General features: G+C 50.4%; 18 protein-coding genes. 3 read left to right on the forward strand and 15 right to left on the reverse strand.

Translation table 11 applies throughout. The features are described 5' to 3' along the window. Position 1 precedes the first annotated feature (1 nt). From MKX98_RS29565 to yicI, 4 genes are all read right to left on the reverse strand, one after another. The gene (locus MKX98_RS29565) at positions 2 to 964 is read right to left on the reverse strand and encodes an ABC transporter permease subunit (RefSeq protein WP_194544630.1); all 963 of its coding nucleotides are present in this window, start codon (positions 962 to 964) and stop codon (positions 2 to 4) included. 326 nt (positions 965 to 1,290) lie between these two features. Beyond that, a complete protein-coding gene (locus MKX98_RS29570) occupies positions 1,291 to 2,847 on the reverse strand; it encodes a response regulator transcription factor (RefSeq protein ID WP_220683858.1) in 1,557 nt (518 codons plus the stop codon). Further along, entirely contained in the window at positions 2,822 to 4,630 is a 1,809-nt protein-coding gene (locus tag MKX98_RS29575) for a sensor histidine kinase (protein WP_220683857.1), read from the reverse strand. The genes MKX98_RS29570 and MKX98_RS29575 overlap by 26 nt, the downstream gene beginning before the upstream one ends. 220 nt (positions 4,631 to 4,850) lie before the next feature. Beyond that, positions 4,851 to 7,178, reverse strand: coding sequence for an alpha-xylosidase (yicI, locus tag MKX98_RS29580; RefSeq protein ID WP_220683856.1), 2,328 nt, complete (start codon positions 7,176 to 7,178; stop codon positions 4,851 to 4,853). 171 nt (positions 7,179 to 7,349) lie between these two features. Here yicI and MKX98_RS29585 point away from each other — a divergent pair, with 171 nt between their 5' ends. Continuing rightward, positions 7,350 to 8,228, forward strand: coding sequence for an AraC family transcriptional regulator (locus MKX98_RS29585; protein WP_194544634.1), 879 nt, complete (start codon positions 7,350 to 7,352; stop codon positions 8,226 to 8,228). Here MKX98_RS29585 and MKX98_RS29590 read toward each other — a convergent pair. Together MKX98_RS29590 and MKX98_RS29595 are read right to left on the reverse strand one after the other, a co-directional pair. After that, positions 8,223 to 9,626 carry a glycosyl hydrolase family 18 protein gene (locus MKX98_RS29590; RefSeq protein WP_194544635.1) on the reverse strand — a complete coding sequence of 468 codons (1,404 nt, stop codon included), beginning with the start codon at positions 9,624 to 9,626 and terminating at the stop codon, positions 8,223 to 8,225. The two genes, MKX98_RS29585 and MKX98_RS29590, sit on opposite strands and share 6 nt — an antisense overlap. Positions 9,627 to 9,946: 320 nt before the next feature. Continuing rightward, on the reverse strand, positions 9,947 to 10,702 hold the full coding sequence (locus MKX98_RS29595) for a YqcI/YcgG family protein (RefSeq protein ID WP_194544636.1): 756 nt from the start codon (positions 10,700 to 10,702) through the stop codon (positions 9,947 to 9,949). 184 nt (positions 10,703 to 10,886) lie between these two features. Here MKX98_RS29595 and MKX98_RS29600 point away from each other — a divergent pair, with 184 nt between their 5' ends. Beyond that, complete coding sequence (locus MKX98_RS29600) at positions 10,887 to 12,605, forward strand: ribonuclease J (RefSeq protein ID WP_220683855.1); 1,719 nt, start codon at positions 10,887 to 10,889, stop codon at positions 12,603 to 12,605. Between the two features lie 169 nt (positions 12,606 to 12,774). On the opposite strand, the gene MKX98_RS29605 is transcribed toward MKX98_RS29600, so the two are convergent. Then, complete coding sequence (locus tag MKX98_RS29605; RefSeq protein WP_194544638.1) at positions 12,775 to 13,998, reverse strand: MFS transporter; 1,224 nt, start codon at positions 13,996 to 13,998, stop codon at positions 12,775 to 12,777. Positions 13,999 to 14,059: 61 nt separating this feature from the next. Next, a complete protein-coding gene (locus MKX98_RS29610) occupies positions 14,060 to 15,133 on the reverse strand; it encodes an ATP-binding protein (protein ID WP_194544639.1) in 1,074 nt (357 codons plus the stop codon). Positions 15,134 to 15,442: 309 nt separating this feature from the next. Between MKX98_RS29610 and MKX98_RS29615 the strand changes: the two genes are divergently transcribed. Then, positions 15,443 to 16,063: a hypothetical protein gene (locus MKX98_RS29615; RefSeq protein ID WP_071219685.1), complete on the forward strand. Its 621-nt coding sequence runs from the start codon at positions 15,443 to 15,445 to the stop codon at positions 16,061 to 16,063. Between the two features lie 124 nt (positions 16,064 to 16,187). On the opposite strand, the gene MKX98_RS29620 is transcribed toward MKX98_RS29615, so the two are convergent. The 7 genes from MKX98_RS29620 to MKX98_RS29650 all read right to left on the reverse strand — a co-directional run bounded on the left by MKX98_RS29620 (position 16,188) and on the right by MKX98_RS29650 (position 22,875). Further along, positions 16,188 to 16,850 carry a VTT domain-containing protein gene (locus tag MKX98_RS29620; RefSeq protein ID WP_194544640.1) on the reverse strand — a complete coding sequence of 221 codons (663 nt, stop codon included), beginning with the start codon at positions 16,848 to 16,850 and terminating at the stop codon, positions 16,188 to 16,190. Between the two features lie 261 nt (positions 16,851 to 17,111). Further along, positions 17,112 to 17,924 carry a pyridoxine/pyridoxal/pyridoxamine kinase gene (pdxK, locus tag MKX98_RS29625; RefSeq protein ID WP_339219960.1) on the reverse strand — a complete coding sequence of 271 codons (813 nt, stop codon included), beginning with the start codon at positions 17,922 to 17,924 and terminating at the stop codon, positions 17,112 to 17,114. 500 nt (positions 17,925 to 18,424) lie between these two features. Further along, on the reverse strand, positions 18,425 to 19,171 hold the full coding sequence (gene map / locus MKX98_RS29630) for a type I methionyl aminopeptidase (protein WP_220683853.1): 747 nt from the start codon (positions 19,169 to 19,171) through the stop codon (positions 18,425 to 18,427). Positions 19,172 to 19,430: 259 nt separating this feature from the next. Continuing rightward, positions 19,431 to 19,559, reverse strand: coding sequence for a hypothetical protein (locus tag MKX98_RS29635; protein WP_339219963.1), 129 nt, complete (start codon positions 19,557 to 19,559; stop codon positions 19,431 to 19,433). A 456-nt stretch (positions 19,560 to 20,015) separates the two neighbouring features. Continuing rightward, positions 20,016 to 20,645, reverse strand: coding sequence for a hypothetical protein (locus MKX98_RS29640; protein ID WP_259445145.1), 630 nt, complete (start codon positions 20,643 to 20,645; stop codon positions 20,016 to 20,018). A 170-nt stretch (positions 20,646 to 20,815) separates the two neighbouring features. Further along, positions 20,816 to 21,382, reverse strand: a complete 567-nt coding sequence (locus MKX98_RS29645; RefSeq protein ID WP_220683851.1) for a class I SAM-dependent methyltransferase — start codon at positions 21,380 to 21,382, stop codon at positions 20,816 to 20,818. A 302-nt stretch (positions 21,383 to 21,684) separates the two neighbouring features. Next, positions 21,685 to 22,875 carry an anhydro-N-acetylmuramic acid kinase gene (locus MKX98_RS29650; protein ID WP_339219968.1) on the reverse strand — a complete coding sequence of 397 codons (1,191 nt, stop codon included), beginning with the start codon at positions 22,873 to 22,875 and terminating at the stop codon, positions 21,685 to 21,687. Position 22,876 lies beyond the last annotated feature (1 nt).

Raw genomic sequence — 22,876 nt, forward strand, 5'->3', positions numbered from 1 at the left:
CCTACATAATCGATTGCTTCGTGAATTTTTTGAATACGCCGTTAGCGATCAGCAACAAGAGGATACTCACAATGGAGTTGAACATCCCGATGGCCGTACCGAATGAGAAACGCCCCATCCCAAGGCCATAATTCAGCGCATACAGATCCAGCACCTGGGAATAATCCACCACCAGCGGGTTACCCAGCAGGAACTGCTTCTCGAAGCCGATGCTGATCAGATGTCCGATGGACATGATCATTAGAATTGCAATCGTAGGGGCGATGCTTGGCAGCGTAATATGCCATATTTGGCGAAGTCGGCTCGCGCCGTCAACCTTGGCTGCTTCGAATTGCTCCTGATCAATGCCTGAAATCGCTGCCAAATAAATGATCGCGCTCCAGCCCATTTCCTTCCATATATCGGAGCCCGTTACGATGTACCAGAACAGGTTCCCCTGAGCCATGAACTGTATGGGCTGATCAATCAACCCCAGCCACATCAGCAGCTGATTGACAGCGCCTCCATCTGTGGACAGCATTTTGGTCACGATACCGGCAACAACGACCCAGGACACAAAATGAGGCAGATAAGATATCGTCTGTACGGTCCTCTTGAATACGCTTCCACGAAGCTCATTCAACAAGACTGCGAATAGGATCGGAATCGTGAACCCAACGATCAATCCCATGAAACTCATGGCGAGTGTATTCCGCAACACCAGATAAAACTTATCGTCCGCGAAAAGTGCTGCGAAATGGTCCAGGCCCACCCATTTTTGCTCGAATATCCCTTTGCCTGGCTTGTAATTCTGGAATGCCATCAACCAGCCCCACACCGGCAAGTAGCTGAAAATGAATACAATGACGATGAATGGAAGCGACATTCCGTACAGTACTTTCTGCTCTTTGAAAGTGGCCCAAAAGCCTTTCTTTTTCTTTGCGGCAGGTTGGATGCTACCTTCTGTCTTTGTTACCGCTTTCAAACCAACCCCTCCTCTCTTGTATATCCTGATGATAAACCAAGCTGGGGCAGGGAAGTACCCGAAGGATTGGCTTAAAAATCATATAAAAATTAGACATTAACGGGGAGAGAAATGCAGAAGAGCTATGTGCCGCTCCGTGTCCGGATCGTATCTCCGATACGATTCCGGCCCCTCCGCTCTATGCTTCGCAGCATTTGAATTCCCCGATAATGCCTTGGGGAAGGAAAGGGGGAAAACAAAAAGACGCGTACCTTAGTCGCGTCTAAAGGGCACGATATGAAAGTACTTATGTTTAGTCTGGTTGTAGGTGAGAATGTGACGACTGATTACAGGTCCAGCTCCTTACGGAAATTGGATGGAGAGGTACCGACGTATTTTTTAAACTTGCTATGAAAATAGTCGACATTCGTATACCCGACCTTCTCCGCAACCTGATACACCTTCATGCCCTGCTTCAAATAATCCTTGGCTTTGTCGATCCGGACCTTATCGAGGTACGTATTGAAGTATTCTCCGGTTGTATTTTTGAACATCTTCCCCAGGTAGGCGCTGTTGTAATTAAATACGGAGGCTAGTGTTTCCAGTTTAAGATTCTCATTATAATTACGCTGGATCAGATCCATGATCCGCTTCATCTCCTGATCCCGTCCGCCATTGCCCGCCTGCCAGATCAGCTCCTCCAGGAATTGGGACGAATGGCGGCACAAATCATAGGCCGTGCGCTGGCGGAATATCGCCGCAATCCGATCCGAGTATTCCTTCGTGCGGGACTGCAGCTCGGCGTGATGCTGCATCAGCTTGTTGTGCACCCCGGTCAGAAGCTCCACGAAGGCGCTTTTCATCCTTTCCTCCGTGTAATCTTCATTCACCATGGCATACGCTGCAGCATGCAGCAGCTTCCGCTGCACCTCCACATTGCCCACATCCACGGCGTAATAGAGCTGTTCCATCAGCCGCTCCGGATCATAGGGCTGCCGTTCTTCATCCGTTATGCTGCCGGCAAACCGCTCGGATTCAGGGAATAACAACTCGCCGGGAGCATAGAAGAAGCGTTCGCGAATCCGTTCCTTGGCACAACGGTACGAATCCGCCACATCTTCCAAACGGTGGACCTGACGGCCCAAAGAGGCCGTTATCGACGTGCCAGCCCGACTTGCGGCTTCCTCCACCAACTGCAGCAATTCTTTACGCCCACCTGCCGTCAAGACCGGCGTATGCATTAGGACTCCGAGCTGTCCATGCATGGAAAAGACCGCGCCGTGGCCGTTCTCTTCAAAAGCTTTAATCAGCTGATTTTTCAACCGATCGTCGGCCCCCTCAACGGATTCGTCGTAGCCGTTACGATGAACAAGCAGCACTTGGTAATGGTTCCATAACAGTCCCGACCGCTCGGCCATATTCCGTAAAGCTGACGGATCGGGATTGCCCTCCGGGCTGAACCATGTCTGAATGAACTGCTCGCGGTTCATATCCGAGGCTGCTCTATTCAGTGCCTTCCTCTCCTGTTCCTGCTCGACGGCTTCTTTAATCTGAAGCAAATACATGCTCAGCTCGTCCTCATCCACCGGCTTCAAAAGGTATCCGTCCACGCGGTGGGACATCGCCCGCTTGGCATAATCAAAATCGGCATATCCGCTCAGGATGAGCAGATGGATCTCGGAATCCAGGCTTCGGATGGCTTCGATCAGCTGCAATCCGTCCATTCCCGGCATTCGGATATCAATCAACATCAAATCCAGGTCGTACATCCCGTGCTTCTCCAGCGCTTCGCTCCCGTTCGCTGCGGTTCCAACAACCTGATACCCAAGCTCGGTCCATGGCACAATGCTCTTCAGCCCTTCGCGCAGCTTGGGTTCGTCATCCACGATTAACACTTTCATCATCGCTCTCTCCTCCTGTCGGGATACTGAATTCAATACGTGTTCCTATGCCCGGTTCGCTGTAAATGATCAGACCTGCATCAGGGCCGTAGGTAAGCTGCAGGCGGACATGAACATTCCGAAGCCCGATCCGTCCTCCGTCCTTCTCATCGGTATCGTTCAAATAACCGTAGATCATCTGCAATCTCTCCAGGGTTATACCCGCCCCATTATCCTCGGTAATCACGTGCAGTTTTCCTTCACTTGCCGTGACCCTCACCCTGATGAAAGTGCCCTCTTCCTTGTGATCCATCCCATGTATGACCGCATTCTCCACAAGCGGCTGTATGATCAGCGGCGGGATTCTTACCCGATCGGCTTCGGGATCCACCAGCAGTTCATATTTCAGACGATCCTCATAGCGGAACCTTTGAATATCCAGATAACACTGCACCATCTCGATCTCGTCTTTTATCGTTGTTTTTCCGCTCCCGATCTCAAGATTGCTTCGCATCATTTTACCGAGCAGCCGCACAATCCGGGCGATTTCGTCTTCACCCTTGAGATGTGCTTCCATGCGAATAGACTCTAAGGCATTAAACAAAAAGTGCGGATTGATCTGACTGGCCATCATTTTGAATTTAATTTCGTTCTGCTTTTGCTCCATTAACCTTTTCTGTTCATTGGACTCCTGCACTTCGTTCATCAGGTCGTTAATGTTACCCACCATGGAGTTGAATTGGCGGGATAACTGACCGATCTCATCCTTACCGTCAATTTCCATGGCAACGCCGAGGTTACCGGTACCCACCTTCGTAATATGCTTGCTGAGGCGCAGCAGCCGGTTAGAGATCAATGAAGAGAAGCTATAGATCAGAAGAACGGCCAGCAGCAGGCTGATGATGATGACTGTCATCGCCAGCTTGCTGATTCGATTGGCTTCCGCCACAATGCTATCAATTGAAAATATGGAAATAATGCGCAGACCGTTAACCCCGGATTCCGTATTCAACGGTTCAATCAGCACCTTGGAGGCTTCCTCATGTATGACGGATTCATAGCTTCCGCTCGCATTGTAGACAACCCCGCTGGTATCTTGAATCTCGGCTAGCGTTTTCCCGTACAGCTCCGGACGGTTAGCGGCGACAATATTGTTATTGCTGTCCACAATAATGGTGTCAAACGTTTCCTGGCTCAGGATCGTGTTCAGCATGCCCGTATTGACATTGATTACAAGCACGCCACGGTTGTCCTTGCTTCCAAGATCAACCCCCTTGATTAAGCTGAGGTACACTTTCTGATCGCGTTCATCCGTTATATAGTCCCAGTAGATGACGCCGATATCATCCTCGGCTCGCTGATACCATTCCGTTCTCTTGATGTCATCCTCGGGATAAAGGAATTCCCAATTGTTCAGCATGGTGGGGTTCTCGCTGTAGAAACGGATATTTGAAATTTCCTTGTACATCAGAATCGCCTGCTGTAAATCGGGATACTCCCTGTATGCTACGAACACATCGTATACGCTTTCATATTGTCGGTTGGCCAGATTTCTCAGACGCTCGTCGTAGGATAGCCGATAGGATAAATCGTCTGCCACGTTGATGACTTCGGTTGACCGTTTCTTGACCCGGTCCACGTTCTGGTAAGCTTGCTCCAACGCATTGTTGAAAGCAAATTTGCGGAGCTCGCCCGTAAGGAATATCCCCACGATGGCTACCGGGACAAAGACCACGACAACAAAAGACAATATCAATTTGTTGCGGATTTTCATGTCATTCACAAGTTGAATGAAATAAGATAACATCGGACCGTCTTCGCTCCTGTCCTTTAATCTTCGGCAAGCCCTTTAAAGGAAAACGGTTACAACCATTTGTGAATAAACCTGCCGCAGGCCTATTATATCAGCATTGCCTTTAGTCCAGGGCCAGCTAAAATATGGAAGAAGCCCGACTCCAGCATAAGGCTGGTCCGGGCTCAACTTCGCTATGCTTTTTTTCCTTATATCGAGCAGGCGTTCCCAGAGCTTACCCTTCCAGAGTTGCTGTGAAATTCACCGCTTGTTGTCCGGCTTCCACTTGAATGCTGCCTTCTTGCAGGCTCACTCCCGAGCCCTCTACAGATGAAACGGCCCCGGTGTCATGCAGCTTCACGGAGAATGGCTTGCCGCTGCCTTCCACCGTAAAGTCGATCCGGCTGCCTGCACGGACCGCCCGCACAACCAGCTCGCTCTCCCCGTTCATGTTGCGAACGGTGACCGAAGCTTCGCTGCCGTCCTCCAATGCATACAAGCCAAGCTCAACTCCGTCGGCATAATCATATTCCGGACGGGTGTCGTTTGCGCCCAAAGCCAGGAACGAGTTGCCGCGTACAAACAACGGCAGCCCGAGGAAATCGTACGTTTCCTTGCGCCAAGTTCCGCCATCCACCGTTTCTCCGGTTAACAGATGCGTCCAGCGGCCCTTCGGCAGATAGTACTTCACGTCGCCCTTCTCGCTGAACACCGGTGCCACAAGCAGGGAATCTCCCAGCATGTATTGACGATCCAGCATTTCAACGGCCGGGTCTTCGGGGAATTCCAGGAACATGGCGCGCATGCTTGGCACCCCTTGCTCCGATGCCTGTACGGCGGTATGGAACAGATAAGGCATCAGACGGCTCTTCAGCTTCGTGAAGAAGCGCGTAACGTCCACAGCCTCCTCGTCGTAAGACCACGGCACCCGGTAAGAGCTGCTGCCGTGCAGACGGCTGTGGCTGGACAGCAAGCCAAATGCCAGCCAGCGTTTGAATACATGCGCCGGAGCCGTATTCTCGAAACCGCCAATATCATGGCTCCAGAAGCCGAAGCCGCCGAGACCGAGGGACAAGCCGCCGCGCAGACTCTCCGCCATCGATTCATAATCCGCATAGCAATCGCCGCCCCAGTGAACAGGGAACTGCTGTCCGCCTACGGTTGCGGAGCGTGCGAATACCGCCGCCTGATTCTTGCCAAATTTCTCCACCAGCACATCAAAGACCACTTTGTTATAGAGCTGGGTGTAGTAGTTATGCATTTTATGAGGATCGGAACCGTCAAAATACACAACGTCCGTCGGAATGCGCTCGCCGAAATCCGTCTTGAAGCTATCAACGCCCATATCTGCCAGCTCGCGCAGGTATCCTGCATACCATTCGCATGCGTCCGGATTCGTGAAGTCCACCAGCGCCATACCCGGCTGCCATAGATTCCACTGCCACACATCGCCATTCGCTTTCTTCACCAGGTAGCCTTTTTCACGGCCTTCCTCAAAGAGGCGCGAGCGCTGCGCGATATATGGATTGATCCACACGCAGATTTTCAAGCCTTTTTCTTTCAAACGCTTCAGCATGCCTTCAGGATCCGGGAACACCTCTTCATCCCATTGGAAGTCCGTCCAGTTGAGCCCCTTCATCCAGAAGCAGTCAAAGTGGAACACTTCCAGCGGGATATCGCGTTCCAGCATACCGTCGACAAAGGAGTTGACGGTCGCTTCATCATACTGGGTTGTAAAGGAGGTTGAAAGCCACAATCCGAAGGTCCATGCCGGCGGCAGTGCCGGTTTGCCTGTCAGGTTCGTGTATTTGTCCAACACGCCTTTCGGATCAGGCCCGTCAATAACAAAGTACTCCAGTGACTCGCCTGGCACGCTGAACTGCACCTTCTTCACTTTCTCCGAAGCCACTTCAAAGGATACGAGGTCCGGTTGGTTGACAAACACGCCATAGCCTTTGTTCGTCAGATAGAACGGAATATTTTTATAGGCTTGCTCGGAGCTTGTTCCGCCATCCTGATTCCAAATATCCACGACCTGGCCGTTCTTCACAAACGAAGTGAATCGTTCGCCAAGCCCGTATACCCACTCGCCTACGCCAAGATCCAGCTCTTCGCGCATGTAGGTCTGTCCGCCATCTTCCATGATATGTGCCATGGATTTGGCTCTGCTGCCGGTTATGCGTTCTTCTCCTCTATAGAAGTGAACCGACCACTCCGGACCTTTCTTGATCACGACGCTCAAATTGCCGCTGCGAAGAACCGCTTCCTGATCGTTCTCTTCAATGACCGTATGGTCACCTTCCTGTTTGTACAACTCGAATGCAGGTCCTCTATCTCTTACGCCCGCATAGTGAACCAGCTTTACGCCGATGACGCCGGGTGCCGGAGAATGAAATTGCACGGTGATCAGCTGGGCGTTAATCGTTGCTCCTCTGCCCGGAATCGGGGCCGTGGAGGCATAGGCTGTCAACGTATCTCCTTTTACCGCAAAATCATAAGCCTGAACCGCTCCCGAAACGGAATATCCTTCCCGGATAAGCCAGTTGCCGTCTGTAAATTTCATTTTTTAATCCGCCTTTCTATATTATGAAAATTGAACTTTAAGATGAAAGCGTTATAATATCATTATACTGATCTATTTTAAGCAAATCTAACAGTATTCCATTGTTTTATAGCACAATTTTGATATAAGATGACATCGTTCAAGCGGCAATTCATTCCAAGGAGGTACATCATGGATCAATCCTTTCGCCAGTCCTTAAAAGAAAGCACCGTTCACGGGAATGAACGCTTCCCGTTTGGTGCCTACTGGTATCAATTTGCCCCCGGGGCCCATGTGGTAGACTCCCATTGGCATAAGGAAGCGGAAATTTTCCACGTGCTGGAAGGCGAGGTTCTGTTTCAGATCGACTCGGAATACATCCCAGTCCGGGCGGGTGAAGCGATATTTATCGATGGAGGAGATCTCCATACCGGTCATGCCCGGGGCGATCAAGGGTGCAGCTTCTGCGCCATGGTGTTCGATCCCGGCATGCTTGCCAGCAGCAGCTACGATCTTGTACAGGAAGGAATGATTGTTCCCTTTCAGGAGCGAAGAGCCACCTTTCCGAGATGGATGACATCTGAAACCGATGAGCAGCTGCTTCAGCATATAAAGGAAATGACGCGGCTGTCGAAGCATAAACCTGCCGGTTATGAGGTCGCTATTAAGGGACATCTGTTTCTCATGTTGTTTCAGGCCGCATCCTCTGGCCGACTGGTCAACAGGAGCCGGAGCGAAGCAGCAGATATGGTGAGAACGGAACGATTGAAGAAAGTCATTCTCTACATCCAGAATCATTATCACCGTCCTATCCGGCTGAGTGAGTTGGCTGATCTGATCCCGATGAGCGAAGGCCAGTTCTGCCGTTTCTTCAAATCCATGACCGGGCAAACGCCCGTGGATTATATGAATTCCTATCGCGTTCGCCAGGCTGCTGAACTCCTTCGTCAGCCAGACAATAAAATATCCGACATCGCACTCGATGTCGGATTCGGGCATATCAGTTATTTTGTTCGGGTCTTCCGTAAGATCATGGACTGCACGCCTTCGGAGTATCGGAGAAAATTATAATTTCGGCAGGCTCGGTATGGTCTGATTGCAATCTCCCGGTAGCGGCAGGTTTCGGCATACGTACTGGCCCGCACTGTTCTCATTCGCTGCACCTGACGGAGCGGGCTGATGAACGCGCTGTTTCCAGAGCTGCCACAGCATGAATCCATCATTCGCCCTTCCCTTATTTTTCATATAGTTCACCATTGTTTCTACATTATAATAAGGTGTTGCGATATTATTCTGACCGTTCATCATGTCGGCATCGTATACCGTGCCCGGTGCGGCATTCAATTGCAGGACGGCCCCGCCGGATCCCTCCGGCGCAATTTGCATGCCCATGTTGATAGGTCCATTGTATATTGCCTTATACGATTCATAACCTTCACGCGGATCGTAATAAATACCGCCATCGTAGGACATCAGATTGATGAAGTCGATCTTGCCGCCATGATCCTTAACTACGCGGTACATGGTACCGCCAAAAGGAGATCCCCATTGAACCTTGCCTTCCTCAAACGGCGTTCCTTTTACGTAATAAGCGCCCGTAGACCAACCGGCGATGGAAATCTGCAGATTCGCGTTTCTTGCATGGATTTCATTATAGAGACTCGTAATAATACCCGCGATCTCTCCATCCTTGGTGCAGCTGAACTGGGAGGCTGTTCCTTTGTTGCAGCTGCTGCCGCTGGATTCCCAGTCAATATCGACTCCTGCAGCGCCAAGATCGAGAGCCAAATCCACAATGTTCTTGGCATTGAATCCGGACCACTGTGAACCTTGGCTGTATGACCAGCCTCCTACCGATAGGAACGCTTTCGTTCCGCGGGCTCTGAGAGATGCGATATGGTTACGCAGATCCTGAGACTGCTGGGCTGTAAATTTACGTTGACCGTTCGGGGTGGTCGCCCCTTCCACAAATTCCAAGCCCGCAACGGCTTGATCAAACGCGTAGGACCCTTGAATATACGTGGTATCCGGCCTTACGAATGCAAGATTGAGATGGGTGATGTAATTGGGAATGCTCGCGGTCGTCAGATCGTAAATACTGGTGTTCCAAGAACTCGCATAAGCGACATACATACGGTCACCAGGCAGCGGAGGATCTACAGGAGGGTCTACTGGCGGATCCACCGGGGGATCGACGGGCGGTGTCCCGGGAGTGCAATTTCCAAGGTCCTCCCATACACCCCATGGTCCGGTCGTTCCAGGCACCTCGCCCTGTGTCCACCATTTCGCTTTCCAGGCATGACCGTTGAAGGATACGATATTTCCCCCGCCATATACGGCAGAACTGCTCCATGCAGGCTCCGTACAGGCCTCAGCGGCTTGAGCCTTGTGCACAGGGAACATACCAAGCACCAGCACGGCGATGAATCCGAGAATCCATCCTCTCATCGTTCTGGACAACCTTGTCATTCATCAAACAACTCCTTCGCCAATGGATTTTGTTCATTAAAGCGGTTTCAAAGCTGGTGAAAGCCTCGTACCTTGCACACCTCCTAACACATATAGATGAAATGATATGACGCACTTTAAGTGTAACTTGGTCATTTTTTGTACAACAAGGATAAGATTTACTTATTCAGGGGCAAAATCCTATACCATGGCCACTCAGCACTTTTACGCAAAAAAAAGCTGTCACACTGCGGATTACCGCGAATGAGGCAGCTCTTAAATAGAAAGCATGGTTAACCCTGACTCCAATTTAGGGTATGATGATAGCAACGTGTTATTTCTTATCGTTGATTGATCTCTTTGTGCCGCCTTGCAAACGGACATTTCGATAGTGACTCCGTGTTATCTCGCAAAAAATATTGTTTCCATTCATAGTTATCCTCCGCCCCGTAGAGCTTTAAGTCAGGGTGCGGTGGTACGGGATCATATTGGGCCAATCGCTGACGAATCAATCCCTTGGTGTGTTCTGCTTGCCTTGTTCGGGCATTGAACTGCTTCAGAACCCAACGAGGCGTAAAAGCAAGCATCATGTAGGGAAAGTATCTGCTCTGGCGAAGTTCATGTGCCGGTGTAGCGCAATAAACAAAATAAGGCTCGCCTGCAAAACAAAATTCCCATAGATGATTCGTCGGTTCCTCCGGCAGATCCGCCGGCCAAGGTTCCGTATCATATTCGGTTGTTCGGCTTAAAAGCTGCCAGAACAAGCGCTCATAATACTGGACGCCTTCCAGGCTATCGCGGCCATGCTCCGTATAAATCATGACGACAAGTGAAGTATAGGGCCCAAAGTCCCTGGAGCCGAGCCCGAACTCGCGCAGCAGAGCAGCCAGCTGTTCCGCCGCAGCCTGTGATTCACCCTGATGAATAAAGCCGTATCTAAAATGATTCAGTGCATGTCCTTGCACAGCCGGAATACAGGGGAATTTGGCGTAACGGTCCGTCATTTTCTCGGTCAGCTTGGTTATCGCTTTCCGCTGCCATTCCTCATGCAATCCATGGACAGCATCCATATGATCCAACCTCAATAAACCGCTCATTACCAGTCCTCCTCTACTACAGCATATAAGAGTGAGTAAAAATAGGTGACTGTCACGAGCGAAAAGCACATGAATTTCGAAAAGCGTTTCCCAAAAGCTTGAACTTTCTGATATCTTAAGTAGAGAAGAAATTAAAATGACCAGGCTTATGCCTTAATTACCATAGAGAGGATTCTTTCACATTATGTCTAAACCCCTGCTAACAGATAAGATTCAAACTGCCAAGCCCGCCAAAAAACCGAGGCCTTCCGCTCCACCTGTGCGCATCTTTGCGCTGGGGGGGCTTGGCGAGATCGGCAAGAACATGTACGGTGTGGAATTCAAAAATGAGATCATTATCATCGATGCCGGCCTGAAATTCCCGGATGCCGAAATGAGCGGCGTCGATTACATTATTCCGGACATTCGTTATTTACTTGATAACAAACATAAAGTAAAAGGTATGTTCCTGACCCATGGTCATGAAGATCATATTGGGGCTATTCCCTATGTGCTTCGTCAAATCCAGATGCCGATCTATGGCGGGGCCCTGACCATCGGCCTGGTTCGTGCGAAGCTGGAAGAGCATCGGCTGCTGGATCAGAGTGATCTACGAATCTTCCATGAAGACGAAACAATTGCATTCCGTCATCTTTCCGTTCATTTCTTCAGAACCACCCACAGCATTCCGGATGCCTTTGGGGTCGTAGTGGAAACACCGTACGGGCCGATCGTACATACCGGAGACTTTAAATTTGATTTTACGCCGGAGGACAAGCCCGCCAATCTGCATAAAATTCTGCATATCGGCGCACGGGGCGTCCTGGCCCTGATGGCTGACAGCACCAATAGCGAGCGGGACGGGTTTACCCCTTCGGAACGCACCGTCGGCGATTCCATCCTGCGTCTGTTCCGGGAATGTCCCGGACGGATCCTGTTTGCTACTTTTGCATCGAACGTTCATCGTTTGCAGCAGGTTGTTGAAGCTGCCATCCGGACAGGCCGCAAAATCGCCATCGTCGGCCGCAGCATGGAGAAGGTGTTTGTGATCGGTCAGGAGCTTGGTTATATTCGCGTACCGGACGGCATGATGATTGATGTAAAAGCCGTTAACCGTTATCGCGACGACCAGGTGCTGATTATTTGTACAGGCAGTCAGGGCGAACCTAATGCGGCGCTGACACGCATCGCTTCGGGTGCCCACCGTTCGATCCAGATTCATCCGGAGGACACCGTTATTTTCTCGTCTTCACCGATTCCTGGGAATACCCAGAACGTCAACCGCAGCATCGATCTCTTGATGCGGGCAGGAGCGGAGGTTAAATACGGCTCCATTCTCGATATCCACACTTCGGGTCACGGCTGCCGCGAAGATTTGAAGCTTATGATCAGCAGCTTGCGTCCCAAATATTTTGTACCGATCCATGGGGAATACCGGATGATGCTGAATCATCGTCACCTCGCCGTGCAGGTTGGGGTTCCCGACAGCAACGTTTACTTGATGAACATCGGGAATACACTGTCCCTATTCCGCAACTATGCGCGTAAAGGGCGGAACATCCCCTCCGGAGATGTCTATATCAACAATGGTGAGCTGCGTACCCATGAGAAGGAATTGCTCGAGGAACGAGTACAACTCGCTCACGATGGCGTTGTCATTGTCGCTATCACCATTAATCGCGAGACCCGCAAGCTGCTCTCCGGGCCTGAGCTGATTACCCGCGGATTTGTGTATATGCAGGACTCCAAGCCTCTTCTGCGCCGGGCTGAAGCGATGCTGCGCAAGCAGCTGAACAAAGCCGGTGAACAGCGTGAATACAACCGCGCTGCCTGGGAACAGATGACGAATAACACACTCAATCGTTATTTTAAAAGGGAACTGGGCCGGAGCCCGTACATTATGCCTTCCATTATGGAAGTATAAGTCTCATTGACTTTGAGCCTTAACTGTATCTCAAACATAAAAAGGGTGGATCCAAGGTAATTTGAACCTTTGGATCCACCCTTTTCTTCAGATATCAGAAAGCATACACTTCGAAGCATGTCCTGCTTGATTCGCAAGAAAAACGCCATCTAAACGGGGCTCTTTAGCCTTAGTCCGCAAGCTCCAGCCCTTTCGTTTCCTTGCCAAGTACCAGTACGCCGAGCGCACCGATCAGGATGGTCACAAAAAACATCACGAAAATGAATTCGATAGGGGTGCCATTTTGCTTCAGCACACCCACGAGCAGCGGCGCAATAACGCCGCCGATCCGTCCGAACGAAGTGGCAAGCCCTACCCCCGTTGAACGAACCTTCGTCGGATAGAGTTCCGGACTGTAGGCATATAAACCTCCCCATGCTCCCAGATTGAAGAATGACAAGGAAATGCCTGCTGCGAGCAGCGAACCTTCCGTGTTGGCGTAGCCAAACCAGATTGCGCTAAAGGCCGTTAGCACCAAATAGGTAACGAGCACGAATTTCCGCCCGAACTTTTCTATAAAATACGCGGCTGTAAAATAGCCCGGCAACTGGGCAAGCGTCATAATCAGCACATATTGAAAGCTCCTGACCAGACTGAACCCTTTATCGACCATGACGGTCGGAAGCCACAGGAACATGCCGTAATATGAAAATACGACCGTAAACCACAGCACCCAGAGCATAATGCTCGTACGCCGATGTTCCACCGACCAGACCGAAGCCACTCGCTGCCCGAAGGTCAGCTTACGGGTAACCTTGGCTTTCTGCTCGATATACCTTGGCGAATCCTCGATGGCACGCCGTAGATAGAGCGCATAAAAAGCAGGCAGAGCTCCAATAACAAAGGCTGTCCGCCAGCCGTAATCCGGGATGACGAAGTAAGCAATGAGTGCGGATAGTATCCAGCCTGCCGCCCAGAAGCTTTCCAGCAGCACAACCGCTCTTCCCCGTTCATGAACCGGCATGCTTTCCGATACCAGCGTGGATGCAACCGGAAGCTCTCCTCCGAGTCCGAAGCCGGCAATAAAGCGCATCAGACACAGCATAATAAAACCGGTAGCCAGCGCGGATAGACCACTCGCAATCGAGAATATGAGCAGCGTCCACAGCAGAACATTTTTCCGTCCATATTTATCGGCCAGGAATCCTGCCATAGCCGCGCCGAATACCATTCCGATCGATGTGGTGCTTGTCAGAATACCAACCTGCTGTGAGCTCAACGACCATTCTGCTGCCAGTGCCGCAACAACAAACGAAATCATGCCGACATCCATCGCATCGAACATCCAGCTGGCACCCGCACTGAACAGCAGCTTGCGCCGCTTCGGTTCTTTTAACAATTGCATATTGCCCATATTAGCCGCCCCCTCTCCTATATCTTTCTATAATGTAGAGCGAACCATACGTCTGGTCAAGCTAGATTATGCTGAGCGGCAGGATAACCTTTATGGTCGTTCCCTCCTGAAGCTTGCTGGACACGTGAACCTGCCCCTTGTGGTCCTCGATCATTTTTTTGCTGATCATAAATCCCAGGCCATTCCCTTTCTCCTTCGTCGTGAAGAACGGTTCCCCTAGACGGGAGAGGATCGCTTCCGGAATCCCGCAGCCATTATCCATGAAGTAGATGGCCACGGTGTGGTCATCGCCTCTCTCCAGCCGAATGGTCAATTCCCCGCCACCCGGCATGGATTCCACCGCGTTTTTAATAAAATTGATGAACACCTGCTTCAGATGATTCACATCACCCTCCACATTGGCCTCTCGCTCTCCGAAATCCGTTATAATCTCGACGTTATGTATGATGGCCTGCGTATTTAGTAGCGTAATCACTTGGTCCAGGAGCTGCCGGATATCGGCACGCTCGAATTTCACGCTTTGCGGTTTCGCCAAAAACAGAAGCTCACTGACGATCAGCTCGATCCGTTCGATCTCCGAGGAGATAATATCGAAATATTCATCCTTCCGGCCAGCGCCGGAGCGAATGAGCTGCACGAACCCTTTAATGGAAGTCATAGGGTTACGAATTTCATGGGCGATCCCTGCCGCAAGTTGACCGGCCATGGACAGCTTATCGGACTGGATCAGCCGCTCCTCTTCTTGATGGGCCGCCTTTTTCATGTCGGTAATATCCGTAAAATGCGCCACATAGCCGAGTGTAGTTCCTTCCCTGCTGCGAGCTGTGCTTAGCATACAAGATACCCACCTGATATCGCCTTGTTTATGTATCAGTCTCTTCTCCAATTGCAAAGAAGCGGTCTTACCCGACTTTAGCTTCTCCATTCTATCTTTGTCCTTATTCACATCCTCCGGATAAATCCAATTGTAATAGGGATGATGCAGACACTCTTCCGCCTCATACCCCAGCATGACGCAGGCAGCGGGATTAATTTTGATAATGCTCCCCTCTGAATCGATGAATACCGTTCCAATCGGCGCTACTTCAATCGCTTGGACCATAAAATCATAGCTGAGACTTTCACTATTCATCATCGTTTGGAGATCCTCCTGTCTTTCATTGTTCCATCGTTTTACCTATTTCGAGATATCGGATTGCTTCTCCTTTCCTATCGCCTATTGAAAAATATAAATAAAGCAAACCAAAGGATAATTTGGACATGAAGCGAATATATTGTTATGAGGTTTCTAATTTTTGGCGGCAATCCCAGCGCTATTCTAGTGAAATTGAGAGAAAATGGTTTTTTTTGACTTGAACGCTATGGCTTTTTCGTTTATTGTGAAAGAAAGCAAGTCATTTACAATTGCTAGTCGTTAGGACCGTTAACAAAGGAGTTTGCGAGTATGTACACGGAACAAGATATTTGGATTGTGCTTACAGGCACGGGCACCTGGTTCAGCAGAATGATCCAATATTTCACGAAGGCCCCACTCAACCATGCATCCATCGCGTTTGATTCCGAATTACGCGAAGTGTACAGCTTTGGGCGAAAGAAGGCGAACAATCCGTTTGACGGCGGTTTAGTTCGCGAAAATCTGCGCGACCCCTTCTTCTACACTTCGGAATGCGCGGTTTATCACTTCCGCGTTAGTAAGGAAGACTATCAACGCATGCACAACCTTGTCAAAGAGATGATGCGTGATCAGGACCGCTACAAATATAATCTGCTAGGGCTGCTGGGTATATTGTTTCGGATTCATATTGATCGTGACGATGCTTTCTTCTGCTCCCACTTTGTTGCTACGGTGCTGGAGCAAGCAGGCCTGCGGCCTGTAAACAAGCCTTGTCATCTCGTAACGCCGGAGGATTTCTCCCATTCACCGCAGTTGAATGAAGTCTACCGTGGACCTCTCCACGGGTATCTTGCTCAAGACATGACATCCCCGCTATCCCCATCACCGACGTTTACTCCTGTGACAACGAAAGGCCGAGGCAAGTTCTTCAGATTCGGAAAAACGGGTTAATACCGAAATAGCTATTATATAAATATGTTTCTCTGATACCTTGGAAAAAAGCAGCCGGGCTCTCACCCGGCTGCTTTTTTATATGATTCTCGCGGGAGGGTAGCCCCCACGTCAATGTTCAGCGTTAAGCCGATGGAGTCTGGTCCGACGTTTGCTCCAGTACCGTCTTTTCGACCACAACAGAACTAGGTTCACCAGCAGTTTCAGCGAGCTTTTCCTGCTCCATCTTCTTGCGCTTGCGTTTGCGGTTAAAGTACACACCGATCAACAGAAGCGGAACGGCAATAAGCGCAATATATAACGATACGTCCTTAACCATGCCTTCAGCGGCGTTACCGTACAGGTAAAACAAGGTACCTACAACGTAAAACTTGGTGGCTCTGCCTAAAGCGGCATAAGCCAGAAGTCTCCACAACGGGAAGTTCAAGCACCCCGATAGAATCGTGAACACCTTAAAGGGTACCGGCGTGAAGGAACCAATCAATATCGCGGCCTCGCCGTTTTTCTGAAACATGTTCGTTGCAGCGTCAATCCACTCTTTTTTCAAGATCTTGTATAGTACCGACTTCCCAAGCAGCTTTCCGATTAAATAACCCAGCGGCGTCCCCAGCAAGCACCCGATAAAACCGTACGTTGCGAGCCATAGCGCATCCTGCGGATGCATGATGCTAAGCGAAACCTGCAGAAAAAAAGCGGGAACCGGAAAAATTACAGCATCAGCAAACGAATGAATAAACAATCCCCATGGACCAAAATTTTTCAAAAATTCCAAAATGTCCTGAAACATGTCTCAACCCCTAAACATTTTCTTCCTTCTACTATCAGACCCTTTATAAATTATAGCACATAATTATACTGGAAAGGACCTAAGCGGCTCTATCCCTGTGTAAAAACCGCGTAAAACGAAGCATGCCTTAGCTCCTATACACTATATGCAGCGAGTTCAACTAACAACAAAAAAACCTTTCTTCTTGGAAGAAAGGTTTTCGTTCACTCCCTGCAAGCCGAATTCGATGCATGAATAAGCTTGCAAAAAAGTGCATTTGGTTTAATTTGCAGATAAACTGCGGTGCGCGGAATGTCTTGTCGGACCTACGAATTCATTCAGCGGGAAGCCATTGGAAATGGCTTGGGTAATGAATGCCTTCGCTTGCTGTACCGACTCGCGGACGGTCAAGCCTTTGGCAAGATTAGCTGTAATGGAAGCGGATGACGTGCAGCCCGCACCATGGGTGTACTTCGTTACAATGGTGTCGGCCTCGAACCATTCAAAGCTGTTTCCGTTATAGAGCAGGTCCATCGCTTTGCCTTCGCGGATCTTGCCTCTGTCTTTAATCAGCACATTCTTCGCGCCGCGCTCGTGAATGATGGCCGCCGCCTCCTGCATTTGATCCAGGGTTGTGATCGGGCCGGACTTCGCCAGCTGGGACGCCTCGAACAGGTTTGGCGTTACCAGATCGGCGCGCGGGAGAAGGAACTCCAGCATCGCTTCCGTATTTTCCGGCTGCAGCACTTCATCCGTGCCTTTGCAGACCATCACCGGATCGATGACGATCCGCTCCAAATTATAGCGGTCGATATACTGGGACACGAGCTCGATGATCTCTACGGATCCGAGCATGCCGGTCTTCATGGCGTCGATGCCAATGCCCTCAAGCACGGTTTTCAACTGGGTTTCTACAATATCAAGCGCCACCGGGAAAACTTGATGATCCCATGTCTTTGGTTCCATGCAGACAATCGTGGTCAGTGCGGTCATACCGTATACGTCAAATTCCTGAAACGTCTTCAGATCAGCCTGGATGCCAGCGCCCCCGCTCGTGTCCGAGCCGGCTACGGTTAGTGCTTTTCGTATCGTCATGTTCCATGTTCCCTTCGCTTGTAAAATGATTACTCTATTATAAGAAAAACTCAGAGTGGCGTCTATTCGTAGATGTCGCATCCTTCTTTAGCGGAAGTTTTTCTTGCGAGATCAGGAGGGACAGCACTTGAGCAATTACTTCCTGATCTCTAAAGAAAAACTGGGAGTGGCGTCTATTCATTGATGGCGTATTCGCAGATGTCGAATCGTTGTCTATTCAAAGACGAATTCTGAGAGCTACCACATCACTACGCATGCGGTTTGTTCTTCCGATCGCTGTTGCCCCCAGATTTCCCTTGAATCACGATATATATCGTTGAAATCCGGGGGCAGCTTATGCTTTCGATGCCAGCTTTCCTCAGGAAAGCTTTCAGGCGAACGCTGCGCTTTTACAGAACAATTCCGCCTGCTCCATTGGAGCATTTCTTTTAAGCCATGAGCTTTATAGCTTGTACCGTCCGACGGCTCCAATAGGAGCAACGCCCCTACGGAGTCGCATCTTATTGTTCTGTCAAGATCACCGGGCCATCCTTGGTAATGGCAAGCGTATGCTCATACTGCGCGGACCATTTGCCGTCCACCGTTCTTGCGGTCCATCCGTCCGAATCGATCTTGCATTGATACGTGCCAAGATTCAGCATCGGTTCAATGGTAATGACCATGCCTTCTTTAAGACGCGTCCCGCGGTGGGGCGGGCCGTAATGCGGCACTTGGGGCTCCTCATGCATATTTTCGCCGATGGCATGCCCTACGAAGTGGCGGACGACCGATAAATTTTGGGATTCCGCATAGGTTTGAATCGCATGGGAGATGTCTCCGATTCGATTGCCGATCACCGCTTGCTCAATGCCAAGATACAGGGATTTCTTCGTTACATCCAGCAAATGCTGCGCTTCCTCGGACACGTTTCCGACCGGATAAGACCACGCGGAATCAGCGAGCCAGCCATCATACTTCACCACCATATCAATGGTAACGATATCCCCGTCCTTCAATGGCTCCTTGCTCGGAAAACCATGGCAAATCACATCATTAACCGACGCGCAAGTGGCATATGGATATCCGTGATACCCCTTCTGCTCCGGTGTAGCGCCGCACTCTGCCAGAAACCGCTCGACAAATTGATCAATCTCCCATGTCGTCACGCCCGGTTTAATCATCTTGGCAATCTGCCGGTGGCATTCGGCGAGAATGTCCCCTGCCTTATTCATCTTGGCGATTTGTTCTGGTGTTTTAAGGATTATCAATCCTGCTCACTCCTTCTCATATGGCTGTTATCTCCTATTCAAATCAAAAAGCCTTAGCTGACCGAAGATTCTGAAGGACAGGCATCTGCCTCTCCCCACTCCCCGGCCAATAAGGCTGATTCACAATCACAAGGTGTATCTGCTTTCTTCTGGTCTGTATCCAAAAAAAGAAAAGCGAAAAGCGCCCTACCTCATCTTATTCTACTCCTAAGCCAAAGGAACCTCAATCATTTCCATTAGGAATGTCTGCCTTTCGGTTTTACACGCGGGCAGGCGCGGAAATGGAGGCGTATGCTTGTTGCATCCTCGGAGGCAGCTTCAACTCGGCTGTAACCCAGAAAGTCATATGACTCTCAATGACCATGAACAGAATCAGGGCACGCAGCATTTTATCTAACTTCGAACTTCATTTATCCAATGACAATCGTTTCTCCTCAAATCATAGATATAATGTAAGGTTGCGCAGAAACGATAATTTTACACGCGAGATCACAATTCCTTTCTTTTTTCCTATGTTCATTATATCAAACGGGCCGTTTCTTTAGCTTTCCACTTGTTTCCGGCAGCGTCAGCGTAGGGCAACGGCAGCCAAAACCACATCAACTGCAAATGTAATATTGCAAGCTCTACCTTTAATACGAATCCAAAGGCAGAAGGAAACAAAAAAAACCTTTACCCGTTTATCGGCGATAAAGGTTCTATCTTATCAGAAATAGCCGAAAGACATGTTCGTGCGACGAAATGACGACTGTGCTGCATCTGCTGCTCCCCCTCACTTGAATTACAAGAGTTCCAGCATAGCTGTTTAGCTGCGCCAATAGACTCGCAGAAATTTTTACATTCCCTATATATTTCTCTTATTCTTCCTCCAAAAATAGAGCCGTCCCCCCGCTGCCAGCAGCACTGCTGCCGCTATCCACAAGACGGGCTTCAGTAAGAATGAAGATTGACCTGCACCCTGACCTGCACCTGGAGGGCCACCCTCAGCGAGTTGATCGGGCCCTGATTCACTCTGAGCAGATGTATCTTCTGGAGGATATCCATCTCCAAGCTCAGTTAGCTCTTGGCCTGCGGTGGAGAGGAGCTTCGTGCCATCGCACATCCCTGTTCTCAGCTGACCCGATTCGGCAGACGCGAACACCATGAATTCGCTTCCTACGGCAAACTGATCATAACCGCAGCTGGCTGATGACACCGCCGTTGTAAGCTGCGTCATTCCAGCTAATTCGCCCTTCCATACTTCCGTTACCTCTAACATAACATGAACCGGATCTGCGGATGACATCACCAGCTTCGCCTTCGGGCCAACCAGCTTGGTCACTTTGCCTGCAAATACTGCTGCACTCCGTTCCAAGCCCTCCTCAACCGTAGGCGGCCCCGCACAGGAGCAAGCAAATACGTTGGCTGGTTTGACCGTGTACAGGCTCATGAGCAGAAACAAGCAGCTTAGTATGATAGCCATGGATTTTCTCATCAATGAATCACCTCAACCCTTAGACGGCCCCCTCCCCCAAAATGTTCCAGCTGGCTACCATAAATACACCCAATCTGCGATCTACCTCCGCAGATCACGGTGAGTGGCGGCGCTGGACGGCAAGATCTAAAGGGGAGAGGGCATCCAGCAAAGGGCTCCATCGTCATTGGCTATTTACTGGAAATGATCAAATAATGACGCTCCGTAGGATACTCGATGCCTTGCACATGCAGCCCTGCTTGCTCCAACAAAGCCTTCATCACATATGGATCAACCCGGTTCGGACGGGGAACCCGCTTCTCGGCTGGGTCCTCCTGCCACTCCAGACACAAGCATCGTCCTCCTGGCCGCAGCACCCTTGCCATCTGGCGGATGGATTGCTCCAGCTGATCGGTGATATGAAGGATCAGGGAGGCAATGACTCGATCCACAGCTTCATGCTCGAAAGGAAGGTTTTCCAGCATCCCTTCCATCACCTTAATATTCGTAAGTCCCTGTTCCAGTGCACGCCCCCGCATCATGTCCAGCATGGCTGGCTCGGTATCCAGCGCGTAAACCGTCCCTGTCGTTAACGAGGCTGCCGGTATGGAAAAATAACCGGTACCTGCCCCGATGTCAAGGACATCCACCTCGCCGCTCACTTGGAGCTTCTCCAGCAGCGAAGATGCCGGTAACTCCTTCTTCCTTTCCGGACTTTCCAATCGGTCTATGAGTGACGGATCAAAGCTCTCTTTCATGGTATCGCTCTCCTCCTCGCATGATTGCATGTTGCTCATATGTACGTTTATGAACCCTGTGAGGGGAAATATCCCCCTGTCGATCTACCATACCGTTGATAGGAAACGATGTAAACCTGTTTGTCGCCTTACACGGTATTGATACAATTTTAAAGTGGTTTCGGAATCAATATACACAATTAATGATCGTAACCCGTAATAAACACACTCAGATATGAACGACGAAATAAAAAAAGGCAATGCCCACGATCATCATGACCATGAGATTGCCCAGGTTTGGACAAATGTTTATGCCTCCTCCGCTATGGCAGTGCCAGCTTCCCCATAACGGTCGGTCTGTTCGCTCCGGTAGCTGCCGGCAAATTGTTAGGAACGCCTAGCATGAAGTCATTGCCCAGCAGCGCAAAAATCACGGCTTCCTTGGCATCGTCATCGAAGCCCAGCGCCTTGGAGGTCAGGACCTTCTGCTCCGGCAGCAGTTCCCCTATCATCGAAAGCAGCGTCTTGTTATGGGCCCCTCCGCCGGTTACGATCACTTCATCGATTGTGTGTCGTGGAAACACGTATTTCACATAGCTATCCGCAATGGAATATGCCGTAAACGCCGTGGCCGTGGCCATCGTATCCTCATCCGAGAGGTTCCTGAGCCTGGCTTGCTCCAGAAACGAAACCGCATAGTTGTGACCGAACCGTTCCCTGCCCGTTGATTTCGGCGGCTCTGCATGAAAATAGGGATGCGTCATCATCTCCTTTAACAAAGCCTGATCCGGGTTGCCTCGGGCAGCCCATTGTCCGCTGTCGTCATACGAAAGCTGCCCTCCGGACAGCATATGAGCTGCGGCATCCATGATCATATTGCCGGGTCCGGTATCAAAGGCCAGCACATCCGAAGGATCCGCCCCTGCGGGCAGCGCCGTGCAATTACCGATCCCGCCGATGTTCTGCAGCAGTCTTCCCCGCTCCGGGTGCCGGAACAGGATCAAATCTCCGTAAGGCGCAAACGGGGCCCCTTGCCCCCCAACCGCCATATCCGCCGGCCGGAAGTCTCCTGCCGTAAGTTTGCCGGTATGCTTGGCGATAACGGAAATATCGCCGATCTGCAGAGTGGAAGCGACAGCATAAGGTTCCCCTTGTTCGGGTATAGGCTGATGCCAAATCGTCTGTCCATGAGAGCTTACCAAATCCACCTCATCGATTCGCATGCCGGCATCGGCAACCGCTTCCAGGACTGTCGCTCCAAACTGATACCCCAAGTATGCATTCATACTGCAAACAGCAGCGCTGTTGGAATTCTCCTCACTGCACAAATCGCGCAGCCGCTGACGGAGTTCCGGTTCGTAAGGCTTGTTATAGTAATGCAGCAGCTCAACCGATGCTTCGAAACCGCTGCCGTGTATGCGGACGATGGCCGCATCGATGCCGTCAAGCGAAGTGCCCGACATCAAGCCGACCACAACGGTAGGCCTTCCATCCTTCCATGGCGAGAACAGCATG

It is taken from the genome of Paenibacillus sp. FSL W7-1332 (assembly GCF_037969785.1).
Lineage (GTDB): Bacteria > Bacillota > Bacilli > Paenibacillales > Paenibacillaceae > Paenibacillus_AQ.